At 30.4% G+C, this 18,363-nt stretch carries 17 protein-coding genes; 2 read left to right on the top strand and 15 right to left on the bottom strand.

What is annotated here, in order from left to right:
- Positions 1–11: 11 nt before the first annotated feature.
- From HKO22_RS04020 to HKO22_RS04010, 3 genes are read right to left on the bottom strand one after another with little or no spacing between them, the layout of a single operon-like run.
- Positions 12–1,376, bottom strand: a complete 1,365-nt coding sequence (locus HKO22_RS04020; RefSeq protein WP_169968734.1) for an MATE family efflux transporter — start codon at positions 1,374–1,376, stop codon at positions 12–14.
- A 3-nt stretch (positions 1,377–1,379) separates the two neighbouring features.
- Positions 1,380–2,135, bottom strand: a complete 756-nt coding sequence (gene map / locus HKO22_RS04015) for a type I methionyl aminopeptidase (RefSeq protein ID WP_169968732.1) — start codon at positions 2,133–2,135, stop codon at positions 1,380–1,382.
- Positions 2,132–3,028, bottom strand: a complete 897-nt coding sequence (locus tag HKO22_RS04010) for a tetratricopeptide repeat protein (RefSeq protein ID WP_169968730.1) — start codon at positions 3,026–3,028, stop codon at positions 2,132–2,134. The genes map and HKO22_RS04010 overlap by 4 nt, the downstream gene beginning before the upstream one ends.
- 98 nt (positions 3,029–3,126) lie before the next feature.
- On the opposite strand from HKO22_RS04010, the gene HKO22_RS04005 reads away from it, so the two are divergent.
- Both HKO22_RS04005 and HKO22_RS04000 read left to right on the top strand, forming a co-directional pair.
- Positions 3,127–4,092 carry a TIGR01212 family radical SAM protein gene (locus HKO22_RS04005; RefSeq protein ID WP_169968728.1) on the top strand — a complete coding sequence of 322 codons (966 nt, stop codon included), beginning with the start codon at positions 3,127–3,129 and terminating at the stop codon, positions 4,090–4,092.
- 62 nt (positions 4,093–4,154) lie between these two features.
- Positions 4,155–5,393, top strand: coding sequence for a carboxylate--amine ligase (locus HKO22_RS04000; protein ID WP_169968726.1), 1,239 nt, complete (start codon positions 4,155–4,157; stop codon positions 5,391–5,393).
- Between the two features lie 73 nt (positions 5,394–5,466).
- Here HKO22_RS04000 and HKO22_RS03995 read toward each other — a convergent pair whose 3' ends face one another.
- From HKO22_RS03995 to coaBC, 12 genes are all read right to left on the bottom strand, one after another.
- Complete coding sequence (locus HKO22_RS03995; RefSeq protein ID WP_169968724.1) at positions 5,467–6,102, bottom strand: thiamine diphosphokinase; 636 nt, start codon at positions 6,100–6,102, stop codon at positions 5,467–5,469.
- The gene (gene rpe / locus HKO22_RS03990) at positions 6,102–6,743 is read right to left on the bottom strand and encodes a ribulose-phosphate 3-epimerase (protein WP_075658639.1); all 642 of its coding nucleotides are present in this window, start codon (positions 6,741–6,743) and stop codon (positions 6,102–6,104) included. Before rpe ends, HKO22_RS03995 begins: the two co-directional genes overlap by 1 nt.
- Entirely contained in the window at positions 6,743–7,594 is an 852-nt protein-coding gene (gene rsgA / locus HKO22_RS03985; RefSeq protein WP_075658637.1) for a ribosome small subunit-dependent GTPase A, read from the bottom strand. The genes rpe and rsgA overlap by 1 nt, the downstream gene beginning before the upstream one ends.
- Complete coding sequence (pknB, locus tag HKO22_RS03980; RefSeq protein ID WP_075658635.1) at positions 7,594–9,567, bottom strand: Stk1 family PASTA domain-containing Ser/Thr kinase; 1,974 nt, start codon at positions 9,565–9,567, stop codon at positions 7,594–7,596. The genes rsgA and pknB overlap by 1 nt, the downstream gene beginning before the upstream one ends.
- A gap of 7 nt (positions 9,568–9,574) precedes the next feature.
- A complete protein-coding gene (locus tag HKO22_RS03975) occupies positions 9,575–10,291 on the bottom strand; it encodes a Stp1/IreP family PP2C-type Ser/Thr phosphatase (RefSeq protein WP_075658633.1) in 717 nt (238 codons plus the stop codon).
- Positions 10,292–11,311: a 23S rRNA (adenine(2503)-C(2))-methyltransferase RlmN gene (gene rlmN / locus HKO22_RS03970; RefSeq protein WP_169968722.1), complete on the bottom strand. Its 1,020-nt coding sequence runs from the start codon at positions 11,309–11,311 to the stop codon at positions 10,292–10,294.
- Between the two features lie 91 nt (positions 11,312–11,402).
- The gene (gene rsmB / locus HKO22_RS03965) at positions 11,403–12,701 is read right to left on the bottom strand and encodes a 16S rRNA (cytosine(967)-C(5))-methyltransferase RsmB (RefSeq protein ID WP_169968720.1); all 1,299 of its coding nucleotides are present in this window, start codon (positions 12,699–12,701) and stop codon (positions 11,403–11,405) included.
- The gene (locus HKO22_RS03960) at positions 12,701–13,393 is read right to left on the bottom strand and encodes a zinc metallopeptidase (RefSeq protein ID WP_169968718.1); all 693 of its coding nucleotides are present in this window, start codon (positions 13,391–13,393) and stop codon (positions 12,701–12,703) included. The genes rsmB and HKO22_RS03960 overlap by 1 nt, the downstream gene beginning before the upstream one ends.
- Positions 13,390–14,316, bottom strand: coding sequence for a methionyl-tRNA formyltransferase (fmt, locus tag HKO22_RS03955; RefSeq protein WP_169968716.1), 927 nt, complete (start codon positions 14,314–14,316; stop codon positions 13,390–13,392). The genes HKO22_RS03960 and fmt overlap by 4 nt, the downstream gene beginning before the upstream one ends.
- Before the next feature lie 2 nt (positions 14,317–14,318).
- Positions 14,319–14,792 carry a peptide deformylase gene (def, locus tag HKO22_RS03950; RefSeq protein WP_075658627.1) on the bottom strand — a complete coding sequence of 158 codons (474 nt, stop codon included), beginning with the start codon at positions 14,790–14,792 and terminating at the stop codon, positions 14,319–14,321.
- A gap of 4 nt (positions 14,793–14,796) precedes the next feature.
- Positions 14,797–17,139, bottom strand: coding sequence for a primosomal protein N' (gene priA, locus HKO22_RS03945; RefSeq protein ID WP_169968714.1), 2,343 nt, complete (start codon positions 17,137–17,139; stop codon positions 14,797–14,799).
- A gap of 29 nt (positions 17,140–17,168) precedes the next feature.
- The gene (gene coaBC, locus HKO22_RS03940; RefSeq protein WP_169968712.1) at positions 17,169–18,362 is read right to left on the bottom strand and encodes a bifunctional phosphopantothenoylcysteine decarboxylase/phosphopantothenate--cysteine ligase CoaBC; all 1,194 of its coding nucleotides are present in this window, start codon (positions 18,360–18,362) and stop codon (positions 17,169–17,171) included.
- Position 18,363: the final 1 nt, after the last annotated feature.

Raw genomic sequence — 18,363 nt, 5'->3', positions numbered from 1 at the left:
TGTGTCTCCTTTCAAATATATGTCTTCAAATTAATTCTAAAGCCATCTGTCTTTTTACGCAAATAAAAATAAATTAAAGTTAAAAATATTCCCTTTAAAATAGATGATAAACTCATAGCTACCCAAATACCATTAATTGCAAGAATTGGCATCAAAATTAGTGCCAAAGGTATCCTGCTAATATTTAATATCATTGCATTGATTGCAGGGTATTTTGTAAGCCCCAAACCATTTAACATCCCCGTAGTTCCTATTTCCAATGCCATAAAATACTGTGACAGAGCCATAATTTTTAGATAATCAATTCCCTTGACAATAGCCATTGGGTCCCTTGGTATAAAAAGTGTAAATAAATTTCTAGCAAAGAAAAATAACAAAAATGAAGTAAAAATCCCAATTATATTTACTATCTTCATTGCTTCTCTTCTTCCGTCGTGAAGTCTGTCATAATTTTTTGCACCAAAATTTTGACCAAAAAAAGCTGAAAATGCTACAGAAAATCCATCAGCAGTCATCCAAGAAATCGATTCAATTTGTGACCCAATGGAATAAACTGCAATGTATAATGATCCAAAACTCGAAATATATTTATTTAAAACCATGCCTACCATTGCGTGGATCATGGATTGAAGTGAGGCAGGAAATCCTAAATTTAAAATTGATTTAAAGTAATTTTTCTCGGGCATTTTAAAGTAATTAGTTCGCACAAATATTTCTCGTGACTTTAATCCAATGTGTAAGTATAAAAGTGTGGAAATCATTTGTGCAAATACAGTTGCCGCTGCTGCGCCTTTAATACCAAGTTTAGGGAAAATAGAAATTCCAAAAATTAAAAAGGGATCTAGTATTAAATTTATAATTAGCGAAATTATTGAAATTTTAAAGGGAGTTATTGAATTTCCCTTTGCAAAAAATGCAGCTGATAAAACTGGATTCAAAAAAGTAAAAATTAGTCCACCACTTATTATTACAAGATAGTCTACTGCCATGGCGTGTACATCTCTGTCGAGATTATAAAATCCAATAATTTTATTTCTCATAGCGATATAAAAAATTGTAAGACTTAGACAAAAAATAAGATTTAAGACAAACCCAGAAACCCAAACACTCTTGCAACCTTCGCTATCTCCCTTGCCATAAGACTGAGAAAGTCCAACAGAAATCCCCGTTTTAGCAATAAGAGTAATGGATTGTGCAATCCAAACTAAAAAGGAACAAGTTCCCACAGCAGCAACTGCTCCTGTGGAAAGTCTTCCAAGCCACATTAAATCAACTAAGGAATATGCCATTTGCACAAAGGCAGTACCCATTAATGGTAAAGCCATTTTTAATAGTGCAGAAAAAATATTTCCCTTTAACAAATTTACTTCTCTCATTTATCAACAATCGCCTTGGTCAGTAATTATTATTGGTCCATCCTTTGTAATTGCAATTTGGTGCTCATATTGTGCAGAAAGAGAACCGTCCTTAGTTCTTGCTGTCCAACCATTGTCATCTATTGTAAGTTCCTTTTTCCCCATATTAATCATTGGCTCAATTGTAAATACCATCCCCTCTTGTAATCTTAATCCACGACCAGGCTTTCCATAGTGAAGAACTTGAGGGTCTTCGTGCATTTCTTGACCAATTCCATGACCTACAAATTCTCTTACAATAGAGTAGCCATTTTCTTCTGCATGTTTTTGAACTGCCGCTGCTATATCGCCAAGTCTATTTCCTATTACAGCCTTTTCAATTCCCTTGTACATTGACTCACGAGTAACTTGTAGTAATTTTTTTGCTTCAGGAGAAACTTCTCCAACTTCATAGGACCATGCCGAATCAGCTAGCCATCCGTCAACATTTACAACCATATCAACAGTAATTATATCGCCATTTTTTAATTTATATTCTGATGGAAATCCGTGGCAAATCTCATCATTTACAGATGCACAAATTGAATAAGGATAGCCTTCATATCCTTTTTGTTCAGGATAAGCTCCTCTTTCCTTTAAATAATTTTCTACAAATCTATCTATCTCAATAGTTTTTACGCCTGGTTTTATAAGATCTCTAAGTTTATGATGTACATCAGATAATACTTTTCCTGCAACTTGCATTTTTTTTATTTCGTCTTCTGTTTTAATAATAATCATTTTAACTCCTTTACAATTTCACATAAATCGACATCGGTTTTTGCCCATGTATAGGCATCGCCGTTTATTTTTATTGCCTTTATAATTTCTTCCTTTGCTCTTTTAACATCTCCAAGTAATGAGAAGGAGCAAGCCTTATTATAATGTAGGTTCACTGAATTTGGAAAATCCATTAATCCCCTATCTAAAATATTTATAGCAGATTTATAATCTTTTTCTTCAATATATACTGCGGACATATTTAAAAATAAAAAAGGATCTTCAAATTTTCCAATAGCTTCGTAATAATATTTTAAAGCCAATTTGTTGTCGCCCTTCTTTTTTGAGAGTACTCCCATGTTATATAGCGCTCTTCCATAATCCGCTTTTATCTCAAGAGATTTTTTCACAAATTTTTCTGCTAAATCATTTTTATTTTCTATTTCATAAATTGAACCTAAATCATTATAAGTTACAAAGTCGTATTCATCAATGGCAAGAACTTTTTTAAATTCCTCTATAGCAAGATTAGTTTTTCCAATTTTATCGTAGGCATGGGCAAGGTAATAGTGCGCTCTATCATAATTGTCATCTAGTTCAATTGCTCTTTTATAATTTTTTATCGAATAATTTATATCTCCATCTATAAAGTCATTTGTTATTGCAAGCCCATAAAAAGCACCTGCCATTTTCTTTATGCTCAAAATTTTTTCAAAATAAAACTTTGCCCTAGCATAATTTTCTTCCTTGAGATATATATCAGCTAGTTCAAAGTAAACAGAAATCCTCTCATCTGCATCTTCATCGTTAGTAAATTTAAGAGATTTAAGTAACAAATCTTCCGCCTTATCGCTATCGCCTTCTAATAAGAACTCTTCTGCTAAAATTAAATAATTTTTAAACTTTAAATCCATAAAAAACTCCAATTCTTATTATATTATATAGTATTTTTTCTAATTTCAAACCCATGGAAATAATTTTTAAAAGAATATATAATGAATTAGGTGATTAAATGAGAAGATTTTTATCTTTTAACGATTTTTTTCGCAAATATTTTTCTGGAAAGAGCGTAAAACTCTCTCTAGACGGTGGTTTTTCTTGTCCAAATAGAGACGGCACTTTATCAAATATTGGCTGTGTTTTTTGCTCTGACGAGGGCAGCGGTGAGTTTGCTGCCTCAAAAAATTACTCTATATCTAGGCAAATTGAGTCTCAAAAAATATTTTTAGAAAAAAAGTGGAAAGCAAAAAACTATATTGCTTACTTTCAAAATTTTACAAACACTTATGGTTCATTAAATGATTTAAGAAAAATTTACGATCCAGTTGCAAGTCGCAATGACATTTCTGCCATATCTATTGCAACTAGATGCGATTGTCTTGACAAAGAAAAGATAAAATATCTTGAGGAAATTTCTCATAAAAAAACACTTTGGCTTGAACTTGGAATGCAAAGTGTGAATGAAAATACTATTAAATTAATTAATCGAGGTTACTCTCATAAATTTTTTGATGATACTATTAGTAAACTCAAAGATGCAAATTTATTATTTTTAATTCACGCAATTTTTGGTCTTCCCTTTGAAGATTATATTGATTTTGTAAATACTATTGATTACATAAAAAATGTATCTCCCTTTGGAGTTAAATTTCACAATTTATATATTTTAAAGGACTCGCCAATCTATAAGCTTTATAAAAATAAAAGTTTTAAAATATTAACAAGGGAAGAATATATTGATATAGTTATTTTTGCACTAAAAAATATTGACGAAAAAACTGTAGTTCACAGAATTACTGGTGATCCGCCAAAATCTAAACTTTTTGAGCCAAAGTGGTGTGCTGACAAACTTTCAGTAATTTCAGAAATTGATAAAAAACTAAAGGAATCTAATGAAAAAATTGTAACAGAGGATAAAATTAAAAAAATAGTATCTTATTGGAAAGATAAAGATAATGCATTTATTGATAAAGGTTAAAAAATACTTTGCTCTAGTGTATAATGTAAGATAATGTTAAATTTTAATTTATAAGGAGAAATATGAAAAACATTTCTAAAGATATACTAAAAAAATTAAATGTCAAATTTGTAATTCTTGGATCCGATGAAAATGCCTATGGAATTGCTAGAATATTAAATGACAACTATGATTTGATCTCAACTATATTTTGTCAAAGGGCACTCCCTGCCACAAATAACTCAAAAATTTTAGATAGAAAAATTATAAATAACTTTTCTAATGATGATGTTTTTGTAAATGAGATGATAAAATTTGCGGAAGAAAATAAAGATGCCACTTTAATAACTATTCCTTGCGGAGATGAATATTCAAAACTTCTTTCAAACAATAAGGAAAAAATTAAAGAGTACTATAAATTTAACACACCTTCTACAGAATTAAATGAAAGATTGGAAAATAAAATTGATTTCTACAATTCTTGTGAAGAATTAGGCATACCTTATCCAAAATTTGCAATTATAAATAATTCCAAGGGAATCAAAAAATTGGACTTACAATTTCCTCTAATACTTAAACCCAACGATTCAATTTCCTATGTAAAATTATCCTTCCCTAATAAATATAAAGTCTACACTATTTATAGCTACGATGAGCTTAAATCTGTTGTAGAAACTATTTACGATGACAATCACTATGAAGGCACAATGCTTGTGCAAGAATACATCCCTGGACCTGCATCAAACCAAGCATCCTTTAATGTGTATTGTGACAAATTTGGCAAGGTGCGCATGATGGTCTATGGACAAATTCTTCTTGCAGACCCTCTTCCACTTAGAATTGGAAATAACGATGCAATCTACACAAAATACATGCCTGAACTTTTTAAATTTTACAAAGAAAAGCTTGAATCCATCAACTATACTGGCTATTCAAATATAGATTTAAAATATGATCCAAGAGATAATACTTATAAGGCCTTTGAGATGAACTTGAGACTTCCCCAAAGTCATTACTTTATGGCTGCTGGTGGCGTTAATGTTTTGGATTTTTACATTAGAGACCTTTTAGATTTAGGATTTGAGGAAGAAGTTTATTACCACAAGGAAACTTCAAAAATTTGGATGAATGCCCACCCTAAATTGTTAAAGGAGTATACTGACAAAAAATATCACAAAATTATTGATGAACTTTTAAAAAATGGCTACGAATTTACAATTAACAACAAAAAAGATTTCAGCTTTAATAGAAAAATAACTTATCTAAAGAGAAAATATGGTTCAATAAAACATTATAAAATGTACTATAAATTAGAGAAATAGATTATTAACATAAAAAAACCAGTTTCACCGCTGGTTTTTTTTGTTCATCCTTATTTCTAATTAATATTTAAAATTAGTCCCTAGACTGAATTATAAAAGCAGCACCATAGTTTATTTTTATAATTGCCTTATCAGCCACTATTTCATTGCTAACAGCTCTACTTGGATTCTCAGAGTTAACTTCTAAATTCTTTACCTCATAATAAAGTCCCTTAGTTGTAAAGTTCATTTTATCACCAGCATTTATTAATGAAAAATATTTTTTATCTGATTTATAAAATTCATATTCTCCTTCTTCAGCATAGGTGATTTCGTTATAATTATCAATGATTTTTGCAGAAACCCCACATCTATATGCCTTTTTAAGATAAGATAGATTTGCAAGCTCGTGATCAAGTCTCGTTCCCAATGCTCCCAATATTATTATATCATCATAGCCTTCATCAAAAAGATAATCTAAACAAAGTGCTGTGTCTGTAAAATCTTTTTTTGTAGGAAATTTTTTTATCTTTATATTATGTTTTTTTACATAATATAAAGACTCTTCATCAATTGAATCTAAATCTCCAAGAAGAAGATCTGCGTCAAGTTCGTACTTTTTTAAAAGTTTTGCGCCTCCGTCGGCAACTAAAATAAATCTATCACTATATTTTTCTATTAATTCCCTTGAAACCTGTCTTCCTCCTGAAATTAAAAGTGCTTTTTTCATTATAATTCCTTAAAAGCTTTTATATTTTCACGAGTCTTGTCTTTTTTAAAAATTGCAGATCCGGCAACTAAAATATCTGCTCCTGCATCGAGAACTTCCTTTGCATTATCTAGTTTAACTCCACCATCGACTTCAATTAATGTATCTAAATTTCTCTCCTCAATTAATTTTTTTACTTCTCTAATTTTCCTTAAAACAGATGGAATAAACTTTTGTCCCCCAAATCCAGGATTTACACTCATAATTAATACTAAATCTAATTTTTCTAAGTTGTAATTTAAAACATCAAGACTATCTCCAGGATTTAATGCAAGTCCTGTCTTTTTTCCATAACTTTTAATTAGAGAAAGAGTTCTATCAAGATGTTTTGTTGTCATGGGATGAATTGTAATAATATCCGATCCAGCTTTTACAAATTCTTCAATAAAATTTTCTGGTCTTTCAATCATTAGATGTGTATCAAAGGGTATTTCAGTTAGATGTCTAAGACTTTTTACAATTCCTGGACCATAGGAAATATTAGGTACATAATTTCCGTCCATAATATCTAAGTGAATGAAGTCAACTTTTTCTTCATTCAAAATTTTAAATTCCTTTTCTAAATTTGTAAAATCTGCTGAAAGTAATGAAGGTGAAATCATTAGTATTCTCCTTTTTCTTTTAATTCATTGTAAATGTATAAATAATTTTCGTATCTTGATTTTTCTATTTCGCCACTATCAACTGCATCTTTAATAGCACATTTTGGCTCCTTAATGTGATTGCAATTGTTAAATTTACAACTTGTAAATTTTTTAAATTCTCGAAAATAATTTTTTAAATTATCTTCGCCAATTTTTAAACTTAATGAAGAAAATCCAGGAGTATCAAAAATATAAATATCTTTATTGTAAAGTATTTCTGTGTGCCTAGTGGTGTGTTTGCCTCTCTTGGTTTTTTCAGAAACTTTTCCAATTTCCACATCTTTATCCAAAATTCTTGAAGTAATAGTAGATTTACCAGCACCACTTACGCCGCAAAGGGCAACAGTCTTTCCATGAAGATATTCTCTCAATAGTTTAATGCTGTCATCCTTATCAGAAATCATAAAAGTATCAAATCCTGAATTTTTATAAATTTTCGTAAGTTCTTTTGCGCTTTCCTTATCTAAATCTGATTTATTTACTACAACGGCAACATCAATTCCTTCATGCTCAGCTTGTACAATGGTTTTATCTATTATTACTAGATTATACTTTGGATCCATTACTGGTATAACAATTAAAGCTAAATCAACATTGCTAACCTTTGGTCTTGTGAGCATATTTTTTCTGGGATATACTTTTTCAATATATCCCAGAGTTTTTTCTTCATATTTAAATTCTACATCATCACCAACAATAGGTGTTACTTTAGAATGTCTAAAATTTCCTCTAGCTCTAGTTTCAAAAATTTTATCTCCAGATTTTATATAATAGAAGCCACCTGTTAGCTTAATAATTTTTCCAATCATTATTTTATTTTCTCAGTCTTCACTAGATTTCCATCTACGTATATATTGTATTCACCAGGACCAATTAACTCTACATTACTAACTTGTCCACTATCAACATTGTAATCCCAAACAGAAGTTGCTCCAATTTTATTTCCATTGCCGTCTTTTACTCTTTCAGCTGAAACATTGTGAGTAGCACCATCATCTGGAACCCTTACCTTTACATGATTTACTTTATTGAAATTATCTTCATTTTGATTGCTTTCGTTGTCCTCATTTACTTCTTCGTCAACCTTTGATCCCTTAGAGATGTAAATAGTAACAGTAGAGCCCTTTTCCACACTTGTATTTGGCTTTGGATCCATGTCATAAACTTGTCCTTCGCCAACGCTATTGCTATTTCCATTTTCAATTACAACAGTAAATCCTAAACTCTTTAATTGATTTACAACAACATCTTGTTCCATTCCCTTGTAGTCACTCAATACGACTGGAGTCTTGTCAACACCCTTAGATATTATAACTTTTACAGCAGTTCCTCTTTTAACAGAATAACCGCCATCTGGATTTGAATAAATTACCTTACCTTCCTCAACATCTTCATTAAACTCTTCTTCAACAGAACCAAGTTTTAGAGAATTTTCTTCTAAAACTTTTTGTGCATCTTTTTTGCTTAATCCCTTTAGTGGTGGAACTGGAACAGAATCAGGGAGTTCATTAATTTCTAGAGTAACAGTTGAGCCCTTATCAACGGAAGTTCCCTTTTCTGGCTTTTGACCAAGTACAACGCCATCAGGTTCATTTTCATTTTCTACGGTATTAACATCTAAAACCAAACCTTGAGCTTCTATTAGCTCCTTAGCCTCATCCCTTGTTTTTCCAATATAATTTTCTACGGCAATCTTTTCAACTACATCGCTATTCTTCATACCTTTCATAGCCTTTGGAACGACATAAATCAATAGAGCTATAATAACTATTGCAGAAAAAATTCCAAGTATGGCTGGAGCAGCCGATTTTTTCTTTTTAACAACTTTTTTTGGCTTTTGTCGTTCTATATCCATATTATTGGAATGATTTCTTTTTGGTCTTCTATTAACTGTTGGAGTAACGACCCTTCTATCATCCTCTTGGTATTCTCTTTTAACTGAGAAAGTTTTTGCTCCAATTGTATAATCCTTAATATCTTTAATTAGTTCGAAGACGTCTTTATATCTATCTTTAGGATCTTTTTCAGTCATTTTAATAACAAGTGCATCAACAGATGGATCTATACTCTTAATAAAATCTGATGGCTTTGGCATTTGTGATTGAACTTGCATAAGTGCAACGGACACGGGATTATCTGCATCAAAAGGAAGTCTTCCTGTAAGCATTTCAAAAAGAACAATACCCAAAGAATATATATCCGATCTATTATCTACCTTTGCTCCTCTTGCTTGTTCTGGTGAAAAATAATGAACTGAACCCATTACTGCATTAGTAGCTGTAACAGTTGTATTGTCCGCAACTCTTGCAATTCCAAAATCTGTAACTTTAATTCGATCATCACGAGTAACCATGATGTTTTGTGACTTAATATCTCTATGGACAATATGTTTTGAGTGAGCAACCTTTAAAGCCTCTGCAATTTGAATGCAGTAATTTAATGCCCTCTTTTCAGAAAGTCTGCCCTCATCATTTATCAAATCTTTTAGAGTTTTACCATCAATATATTCCATTACAATGTAATGAACTTCTTTGTCTTCAACTTTTTCAGTTCCTACATCATAAATACTTACAATATTAGGATGAGAAATACTTGCAGCTGCAAGGGACTCTCTCTTGAATTTTCTAATAAAATTATTGTCTTCGTTATATTCTAATTTTAAAACCTTTATGGCAACAATTCTATCAAGCTTTTTATCATGAGCTTTGAATACATTGCCCATTCCGCCTGTTCCAATTTTTTCTAATATTTCATATCTATTTGCTAAAATTTTATTTATCATTGTGCACCTACTCATTAAATACTAAAATAAATGTAATATTATCCATGCCGCCATTTTTTAAAGCGAGAGCCAAAAGTTTATCCTTTGCAACTTCAGGAGTGTTTTCTTTTATTATTTTGAAAATTTCTTCATCAGGAATCATATTTGTAAGTCCGTCTGAACAAAATAAAAATATGTCCCCTTCTTCGATCTTTAAAGTGTTTACATGTACATCTAAATCAGCTATTGTTCCAACGGCTTTTGTAAGCACATTTTTCTTTGGATGATTTTTTGCCTCTTCTTCAGTGATTTCTCCAATCTCCTTTAAGTAATTTACAAAGGAATCATCTCTTGTAATTTGCTCTATATCTTTATTTATTTTATAAATTCTTGAATCGCCAACATTTGAATAAATTAAAAAATCTCCTAAAATGATGCCAGCAGATACTGTTGTACCCATGCCTCTGTAATCCTCATTTTTTTCAGAACTATTAAATATTTCTCTATTAGCATCTCTAATTGAAGAAGACAAAATTTCAATAGCATCTTCAATCTTATTAACTTCCTCTGCCTTTTCAAAATCAGAAGCAATTATTTCAGTTGCCATCTTAGATGCTCTTTCGCCAGCAAGATGTCCTCCCATTCCATCAGCCAATATATATAAATTTTTTGATTCATTTACAAAATAACTGTCTTCGTTATTTTTTCTGTAATTGCCTACATTTGTTGCTGATACAACAATCATTTATTTCACCTCAACTTTGCGCCTAAGTTGTCCACATGAAGCGCTGATGTCCCTTCCAAGCTCTCTTCTTATAGTCACATTAAATCCTATTTTTTCAAGCTTATCTTTAAATTCATTTATTTCTAATTTAGAAGGTCTTTTTTCGTCAAATTCATCAATTGGATTTAATGGTATTAAATTAATATGGCATTTTAAATTTTTGGCAAAATTATAAAGCTCTTCAATATTTTTTTTACCATCATTTTGATTTTTAATTAAAGTGTATTCAAAGGTAATTCTATTATTTGTCTTATTGACATAATATTTTAAAGATTTTTTCAATTCCGCTAAATTAAATTTTCTGTTAATTGGCATAAGGGCTGACCTATCAAAATCATTTGTTTGATGAAGACTAATCGCAAGATTTATAGGTAAGTTATAATCTGCTAATTCATAAATTTTATCTGCTATTCCGCAAGTTGATATTGTTATATTTCTATAACTTGTGTTGTGTCCCCTTTCATCGTGAAGAAGTTTTATAAATCTCATCACTTCTTGAAAATTATCAAGGGGTTCACCACTTCCCATTAAGATAAAATTAGAAACCTTAATATTTAATCTATTTTCAATTTCATAGACCTCACTTAACATTTCTGCAGCTGTAAGATTTCTCACAAGACCAGATTTTGTAGAGGCACAAAAATCGCAACCCATTCTACAACCTACTTGAGTTGATATGCACTGAGAATAACCGTGTTTGTACTCCATGAGGACACCTTCTATTAAGTTTTCGTCTTTTAGTTTAAAGATAAATTTTTTTGTCTCATCTAATTTTGAATCGAAACTTTTAAAAATTTTCACTTTATTTATTTCTTCGTTTTTTATTATGGAAATTGCCCCATCGGAAAGATTTGAATTTTCTATATCATATCTCTTTTTGTCATGGAAAAAAGTAAAGAGTTGAGATCCTCTAAAAGGCTTCTCACCTTTATTTTCAAAAAAACCGCGCAATTCATCTTCATACATAGAATTTAATTCCATTAAACCACCTATTCATTTACTCATTATACCATTAGACTCTGACAAATAAAAATGAATTTAAAAAATTTAATAAAATAAAAGGACTGTCTAATCACAGTCCAATCTTTTCTAAAAGAGTTATAGAAAAACCGTCCGTACCATCTATTGATGGAAATAATTTTAGTATTTCTTTATCTCTTAAATTTTTTATTTTAAAATTTTTATTGCTTTTTAAAAATTCATTTATTACATCTTCATTTTCAATTTTTGAAAGAGAGCAAGTTGAATATAAAATTTTTCCCTTATCTTTTACATAATTTTTTGCTTTTTCTAAAATTTCTATTTGAATTTTTGAAAGTTCCCTTATGTCTTCTATGCTCTTATTCCACTTTATATCAGGTTTTTTCCTGTATAATCCTGTACCAGAACAAGGTGCATCAACTAAGACATAGTCAAATTTATTTAGGAAACTTTCATTTAAAACTCTGGCATCATTAACCATTGTTTTAATATTTTTTGCACCAAGTCTCTCGGCATTTTCTTCTATTAATTTTATTTTTCCCTTTGATTTATCACAGGCAATGATCTCACCAGTGTTATTCATAATTTCAGAAAGATGAGTTGTCTTGCCCCCTGGTGCTGCACATAAATCCAGAACTTTGCTCTCTTCCTTTGGATTTAAAAAGGTTGAAACCAAAATTGATCCAAGATCTTGCACATAAAATTGTCCCTTTTTTAAAAATTCTGTATCAATTATTCCCTTTGGGTTTAAAATGTTTAAAGCATTCTCATAAGTTGTCTCTCTTATTTCAAAGCCTAAATCCTTTAAATTTTTCATTAAGTCCTTTTTATTAGTCTTAAGAGTATTTACTCTAATGGTAAAGGGAGGTTTTTCATTATTTGCTTTTAAAAGTTTTTTTGTAAAATTCTCTCCATAGTTTTTATAAAAATATTCTGTATAGAACTTTTGATGAGAATAAAAAGTAGATAAATTTTCAATGCTATCTTCAATTTTAACTTGTGGTGCTTCTTTTTTTGAAATACTTCTTAAGATTCCATTTGTGAAAGAAATTGAGCCTCTATTCCCATAAATTTTTGCAAGATTTACCGACTCATCGACAATTGAATAATCTGGAACTTTATCCAAAAAATACATTTGATAAATTGCCATCTCTAGAATAGTTAAAATGATTTTATGAATTTTATTAATCTTTACTTTAGAGTTTATTTTCACTACGTAATCTAAATAGGATCTATTCCTAATTACTCCAGTTGTTATTTCTTTTATAAAATTGTAGTCCCTATCATCAATGTTTGACTTTTTAAGAATTTCTAGACTTTCTTCTAAAAATGCCCCCTTGTAGAGGACATCGTTAATTATTTGTAATGCTTTTTCCCTAGTATTTTTCATTAATCTCTTCTTCCAAATATGCTAAGTAGTCTCAAAAATTGTCCTATTGCAACTATTGTCGATGCAACATAAGTAAGTGCTGCTGCATTTAAAACTTCCTTAGTCCCTGTCAAATCTTCTTCAGTTATAATTCCCTTTGCAAGTTCTTTTTTTGCTCTATTTGATGCGTTAAACTCCACAGGAAGCGTAACTATTTGAAATAAAACTGCAAAGAAAAATAATGCAACTCCAAGTTTTGTAAAAAAAACTGAAAAGAAAAATCCGAGTATTATTAAAAAGAAACTTACTTGAGTTCCCAAATTTGCAAGAGGAACTAAAGCACCTCTAATTCTTAAAGGTACATATTCAACTGAATCTTGAATTGCATGGCCTACTTCGTGAGCAGCAATGGAAACTGATGCAATAGAATTTTTGTAATAAACATCTCGAGATAGATTTAGAGTTTTATCCCTTGGGTCATAGTGATCCGAAAGTTTTCCATCAACTAAATTTACTTTTACGTAATTTAGTCCATTTCTATCTAAAATTTCTCTCGCAACTTCTACTCCACTTAGATTTGTGGAAGATCCAATTTTATTATATTTTTCATAAGCAGAACTTATCTTTGCCTGTGCGTAAAATGCTAAAATAAGTCCAGGTAAAATATAAACTAAATAACTGTAATCATAAATATAAAAATATGGAAACATCATTTTCCTCCAATCACATAATTTTCTTCAATTTTATTTCCTCTGAGGAAATCATCAATTCCCATGGCTTTCTTGCCAGGTGCTTGTATAACTTTTACTGAAATTGCTCCATCCTTTGTCTTGATAATTAATTTCTCATCTGAATTTAAAATTGTTCCTGGAACTTCAATAGCTGAACTTTTAATTTCTTCTGCATCAAAAATTTTATAAACTTTGTCCTCATAATTAAATTTTGCACCATAGTGTGGACTAAGCCCTTTTATTTTATTTACAATATTTTTTGAATTGTCCTTAAAATCTAAAATCAAATCCTTTTTCAAAATTTTATTTGCATAAGTTTTTTTTGAATCATCTTGTTCAGTAAATTTAACTTTATTTTCTTCAACTTCATTAATAAATTCTTCCAAAAGATCTGCACCCATTAGTGAAAGTTTATCTTCCAATTCTCCAGCATTCATATTTTTTATTTCAATTTCTTTTACAGATGAAACTGCGCCAGAGTCAAGACCTTCTTCTACTTTCATAAGGCTAACTCCAGTTTTTTTGTGTCCTTCCATAATTGCTCGGTTAATTGGGGCAGCTCCCCTTAACTCTGGAAGGATTGATGCGTGAACATTTACAATATATTTTTTTGGAAGATCAATTATTTCTCTAGATAATATTTGTCCATAGGCAACAACTACAATAATATCAGCATCAACTTCTTTTAATTTATTTATAGAATCCTTTGAATTTACATCAGCAGGTTGAAAAATTTCTAGTCCTAAATTTTCAGCCTTAATCTTTACTGGAGTTTTTGTTAGTTTCTTGCCTCTTCCCTTTCTCTTATCTTCTTGAGAAACAACTAGAGCAACTTCACCAAGATTATTTAATTTATCTAAAATAGGAACTGAAAAATCTGGCGTTCCCATAAAAATAAATCTCATTTCTATTCACTCTCCGCTTCAAACATTTCAATTGCCTTGTCCGTGTATAAAACTCCATCTAAGTGGTCAATCTCATGTTGAAGAATTCTCGCTAAAAAATCCTCAGCTTCCATAATTTTTTCTTCTCCATATAAATCATTGTATCTAACTTTTACATCTTTTGCCCTCTTTACACTTCCTTGTTTGCCAGGAACTGAAAGACAACCTTCCAAGGAAACTTCTTCCCCTTCCTTTTCAATAATTTCAGGATTAATCATGTAAAATCTATTGCCATCTTCTTCGTCTCTATTGTCAATTACAATAACTCTTTTTAAAATTCCAACTTGCGGTGCGGCAAGACCTACTCCATAAGCTATATCCATGGTTTCGTACATATCGTCGATTAAAACTTTTAATCTGTCGTTGTAATTTGAAACTACTTTTGATTTTTTTCTAAGTATTGGATCTCCATCCGTTCTAATTTTTCTTATTGCCATATAATCACCTAAAATCTATGTTTAAAAATACTTTATTATCTTCTTCTATCTTACTATTATTAATTACCCTTTTAAGTCCATCTATTAACAGAACTAAATTTTTTGGCTTTACCTTTATTGAAAATTTAGTTCTATTTATATTTTTTATCTTTGGCATCTTAATAAATTTTGTTACCATTAATTCTACATTTTTTATATCAGTAGACATTTGATGCAAAAACCTTTCTGCCCATATTTGAGTTAACTTTTCATCGTAGGAAGAAAATTCAATCTCAATTAATTTTGTATAAGGTGGATATAAAAATAGTTTTCTCTCTTCAATTTCATAATCGTAAAAATCAACATAATCGCCAGTGGCAGAATATTTTATGATCTCGCTATCAGGACTATATGTTTGAATAATTACCTCACCTTTTTTCGATGCACGCCCAGCTCTTCCTGAAACCTGAGTGATAAGTTGAAAAGTTCTTTCCTTTGCCTTGTAATCAGAAACATAAAGAGACATATCAGCTGCAACAATTCCAACTAAAGTAACATTTTCAAAGTCAAAACCCTTTGAAACCATTTGCGTTCCAATAATTACATCTGCTTTCCTATTTTTTACAATTTCATAAAATTTATCGAAGGAATCTTTTTTTGTAGTGGTATCTCTATCCATTCTAAGCACTCGTGCCTCAGGAAACAATTTTTTTACTTCCTCTTCAACCTTTTGTGTTCCAACTCCAAATTGTTTGATAAATTTTGATCCACAACTTGGACATACCTTAGGAAGAGGTTTTGTACTTCCGCAATAATGACAAATAAGCCTATTTTTTGTCTTATGATAAGTCATGGAAATATCACAATCGTCACATTTTATAACTTCGCCACAAGATCTGCATGAAATAAAATTAGAAAAACCACGACGATTTAAAAATAAAATTATTTGTTCCTTCTTTTTTAATTTTTCTTCCATTGCTTTTTTAAGTTCTCTGCTAAAAATAGAAATATTTCCCATGATTAATTCATCTCTCATGTCCACAACTTTTGTTTCTGGAAGATAGGCACCCTTTTTTGCTCTATTCTTTAACTCACATAAATTATAAAAATTTTTCTTTGCATAAAAATAGGTTTCAATAGAAGGCGTTGCTGAACCAAGGACAACTTTTCCTCTGTGCTTCATTCGATTTATTGCAACTTCAATAGTGTCATACTTTAGGTTGTCGTGAAATTCGTAAGAAGAGTCGTGAGATTCATCTATTATAATCATTTTTAGACTTTTAAATGGAACGAAGACTGCACTTCTTACGCCAACAACAATATTTACTTCTCCATTTAAAACTTTTCTATACTCATCGTATCTTTCTCCTTGAGAAAGTTTTGAGTGAATAACTGCAACCTTATCTCCAAATCTTCCCTTAAATCTATCTATCATTTGTGGAGTAAGTCCAATTTCTGGCACTAGAACTATTACTTCCCCACCCTTTTCTATTACCTTTGATGCAAGATTTAAATAGACTTCAGTCTTCCCACTTCCCGTAAGCCCATGGAGCAGTGAAACAACTTTATCAGTTTCTATTATACTTTTTATAGCTTTTTGCTGCTCTTCGTTTAAAGAAATCTTTTGTGTTGCAAAATTTTTCTCAACTGGCTCCCTTTTTATTTCCTTTTTATATTCACAGATTAAATCTTTTTTTATTAAAGTTTTTATTGGAGAATAAGAAATTCCAAGACTAGCCATTACATCAACTCTTGATATATCTTTTTTTTCTTTTACAAAATTAAAGACTTGAGCTTGTTTTTCACTTATACCTTCCAAATTTTTTGGGGCAAAATTTTCTGATACTTTAAGATAATTTACAAGCTTTGGCTTTACCATAACTAGCGAATCGTAAATATATTTAATAAAACCCTTGGCTCTTAATTTTTTTATAAATTTCTTTTCAGTTTCACTTAAATCTTCAAAATATTTATTTATATCAATAGAATTTAATTTTTCAAGGTCCTTTCCATGAGGATATTTTTCTACAATAATTTTCTTTTTTATTTTTTGCAAATTTCCAGGAGGTAAAATTGGAGAAAAAGCCTTTGAATATCCAATTAAATACCTATCTTTCATCCAAAGTCCAAGTTCAATTAAATCCCTTGAAATAATTGGCTCGTCATCTAGTACCGAATGAATTTCTTTTAATTTATCTAAATACTTTTCAGAATAATTTGCATGCAAAGAAAGGACGATACCAACTCGGTAGCTATTTCCAAAATTTACAAGAACTCGCATACCTGGTTTAACATCATCTTTTACGATATATGTATAAAGTTTATCTATTTTTTGAAAATTATTTTCTATAAAAATATCTGCAAACACTTTTTCACCTACAAAAGAGCTAGATTTCTCTAGCTCATAAGCTTTAATATTCTATCTAAAATTTCCTTTGCAAGATCAGATTTACTCATAATTTCTAAATCATCAGTTTTACTTTTACTGATAATAGAAACTATATTAGTGTCACTTCCAAAACCTGCACCCTTTTTCTTAATATTATTTACAACAATCATGTCAAAATTCTTTTTTACGAGTTTTTCCTTTGCATACTCGTAAATATTTGTTGACTCAGCTGCAAAGCCAACAATAATTTGATTTTTCTTAAGGCTTCCATAATGAGCAGCAATATCTGGGTTTTTTTCCATTTCAATTAAATTCATTTGACTGTCATTGCCCTTTTTAATTTTTTCTTCACTATAAAATTTTGGTCTATAATCACTAGGTGCGGCAGCCTTAATAAGTATGTCGCAATCGTCAAAATATTTTCCAACAATTTCATACATATCTCGTGTAGTTTTAACTCTTACAAAATTGTCGACTTTTGGAATGTCTATTTTAGTTGGCCCAGAGATTAGAGTTACCTTTGCTCCTCTTTTTTTTGCATTATCCGCCAAAGCATAGCCCATTTTCCCTGAAGAATAATTTGAAATAAATCTCACCGGATCAATTGGTTCAACAGTAGGTCCAGCCGTAATTACAACATGTTTTCCCTTCAAGTCTTTTTCTGTCAAAGCCCTATCTATTTCGTCGACAATTTCACTTGGTTCAAGCATTTTTCCACTGCCATAATCATTGCAAGCCAAAAGATCTTCTTTAGTATCTAAAATAATTACTCCTCTTTTTCTGAGAGTTTCCATATTTTTTTGATTAGCCTCTGACTCTAACATTACAGTGTTCATTCCCGGTGCAATTATTATTTTTGACCTAGATGCCATTAAAACTGTAGTAAGCATATCGTCTGCTATTCCATTTGCAAATTTTCCAATTACATTTGCAGTTGCTGGTGCAATTACAATTATATCTGCCCATTTTGCAAGAGAAATATGCTCCACATCCATGTTAAATAATTGATTAAACATTTCGCAGTGTACTGTATTGTTTGACATAGTCTGAAAAGTAAGAGGAGTTACAAACTCTGTTGCATTTTTGGTCATTACAACCTTTACTTCTGCCCCTAGTTTTCTAAGTAAACTACAAATTCCAGGTGATTTATAAGATGCAATTCCACCTGTTACGCCAAGTAGAATTTTTTTGCCCTTTAACATT

Source organism: Peptoniphilus faecalis, from assembly GCF_012976305.1.
Classification (GTDB): Bacteria; Bacillota; Clostridia; order Tissierellales; family Peptoniphilaceae; genus Peptoniphilus_A; species Peptoniphilus_A faecalis.
The sequence above is the reverse complement of the archived record's forward strand: the minus strand, read 5'-3'. Positions and strand labels throughout refer to the sequence as shown.

Excerpts from the sequence above, each read along its gene's own strand:
- def (WP_075658627.1), bottom strand. The coding sequence starts at position 14,792 with ATGGCAATAAGAAAAATTAGAACGGATGGAGATCCAATACTTAGAAAA.
- HKO22_RS03975 (WP_075658633.1), bottom strand. The coding sequence starts at position 10,291 with ATGATTGTTGTATCAGCAACAAATGTAGGCAATTACAGAAAAAATAAC.
- HKO22_RS03995 (WP_169968724.1), bottom strand. The coding sequence starts at position 6,102 with ATGAAAAAAGCACTTTTAATTTCAGGAGGAAGACAGGTTTCAAGGGAA.
- coaBC (WP_169968712.1), bottom strand. The coding sequence starts at position 18,362 with ATGTTAAAGGGCAAAAAAATTCTACTTGGCGTAACAGGTGGAATTGCA.
- HKO22_RS03960 (WP_169968718.1), bottom strand. The coding sequence starts at position 13,393 with ATGATGTTTCCATATTTTTATATTTATGATTACAGTTATTTAGTTTAT.
- rsgA (WP_075658637.1), bottom strand. The coding sequence starts at position 7,594 with ATGATTGGAAAAATTATTAAGCTAACAGGTGGCTTCTATTATATAAAA.
- rpe (WP_075658639.1), bottom strand. The coding sequence starts at position 6,743 with ATGATTTCACCTTCATTACTTTCAGCAGATTTTACAAATTTAGAAAAG.
- HKO22_RS04005 (WP_169968728.1), top strand. The coding sequence starts at position 3,127 with ATGAGAAGATTTTTATCTTTTAACGATTTTTTTCGCAAATATTTTTCT.
- rlmN (WP_169968722.1), bottom strand. The coding sequence starts at position 11,311 with ATGGAATTAAATTCTATGTATGAAGATGAATTGCGCGGTTTTTTTGAA.
- map (WP_169968732.1), bottom strand. The coding sequence starts at position 2,135 with ATGATTATTATTAAAACAGAAGACGAAATAAAAAAAATGCAAGTTGCA.
- HKO22_RS04020 (WP_169968734.1), bottom strand. The coding sequence starts at position 1,376 with ATGAGAGAAGTAAATTTGTTAAAGGGAAATATTTTTTCTGCACTATTA.
- HKO22_RS04010 (WP_169968730.1), bottom strand. The coding sequence starts at position 3,028 with ATGGATTTAAAGTTTAAAAATTATTTAATTTTAGCAGAAGAGTTCTTA.
- fmt (WP_169968716.1), bottom strand. The coding sequence starts at position 14,316 with ATGAGATTTATTTTTATGGGAACGCCAGATTTTTCAGTTCCTATTTTA.
- rsmB (WP_169968720.1), bottom strand. The coding sequence starts at position 12,701 with ATGAAAAATACTAGGGAAAAAGCATTACAAATAATTAACGATGTCCTC.
- pknB (WP_075658635.1), bottom strand. The coding sequence starts at position 9,567 with ATGATAAATAAAATTTTAGCAAATAGATATGAAATATTAGAAAAAATT.
- HKO22_RS04000 (WP_169968726.1), top strand. The coding sequence starts at position 4,155 with ATGAAAAACATTTCTAAAGATATACTAAAAAAATTAAATGTCAAATTT.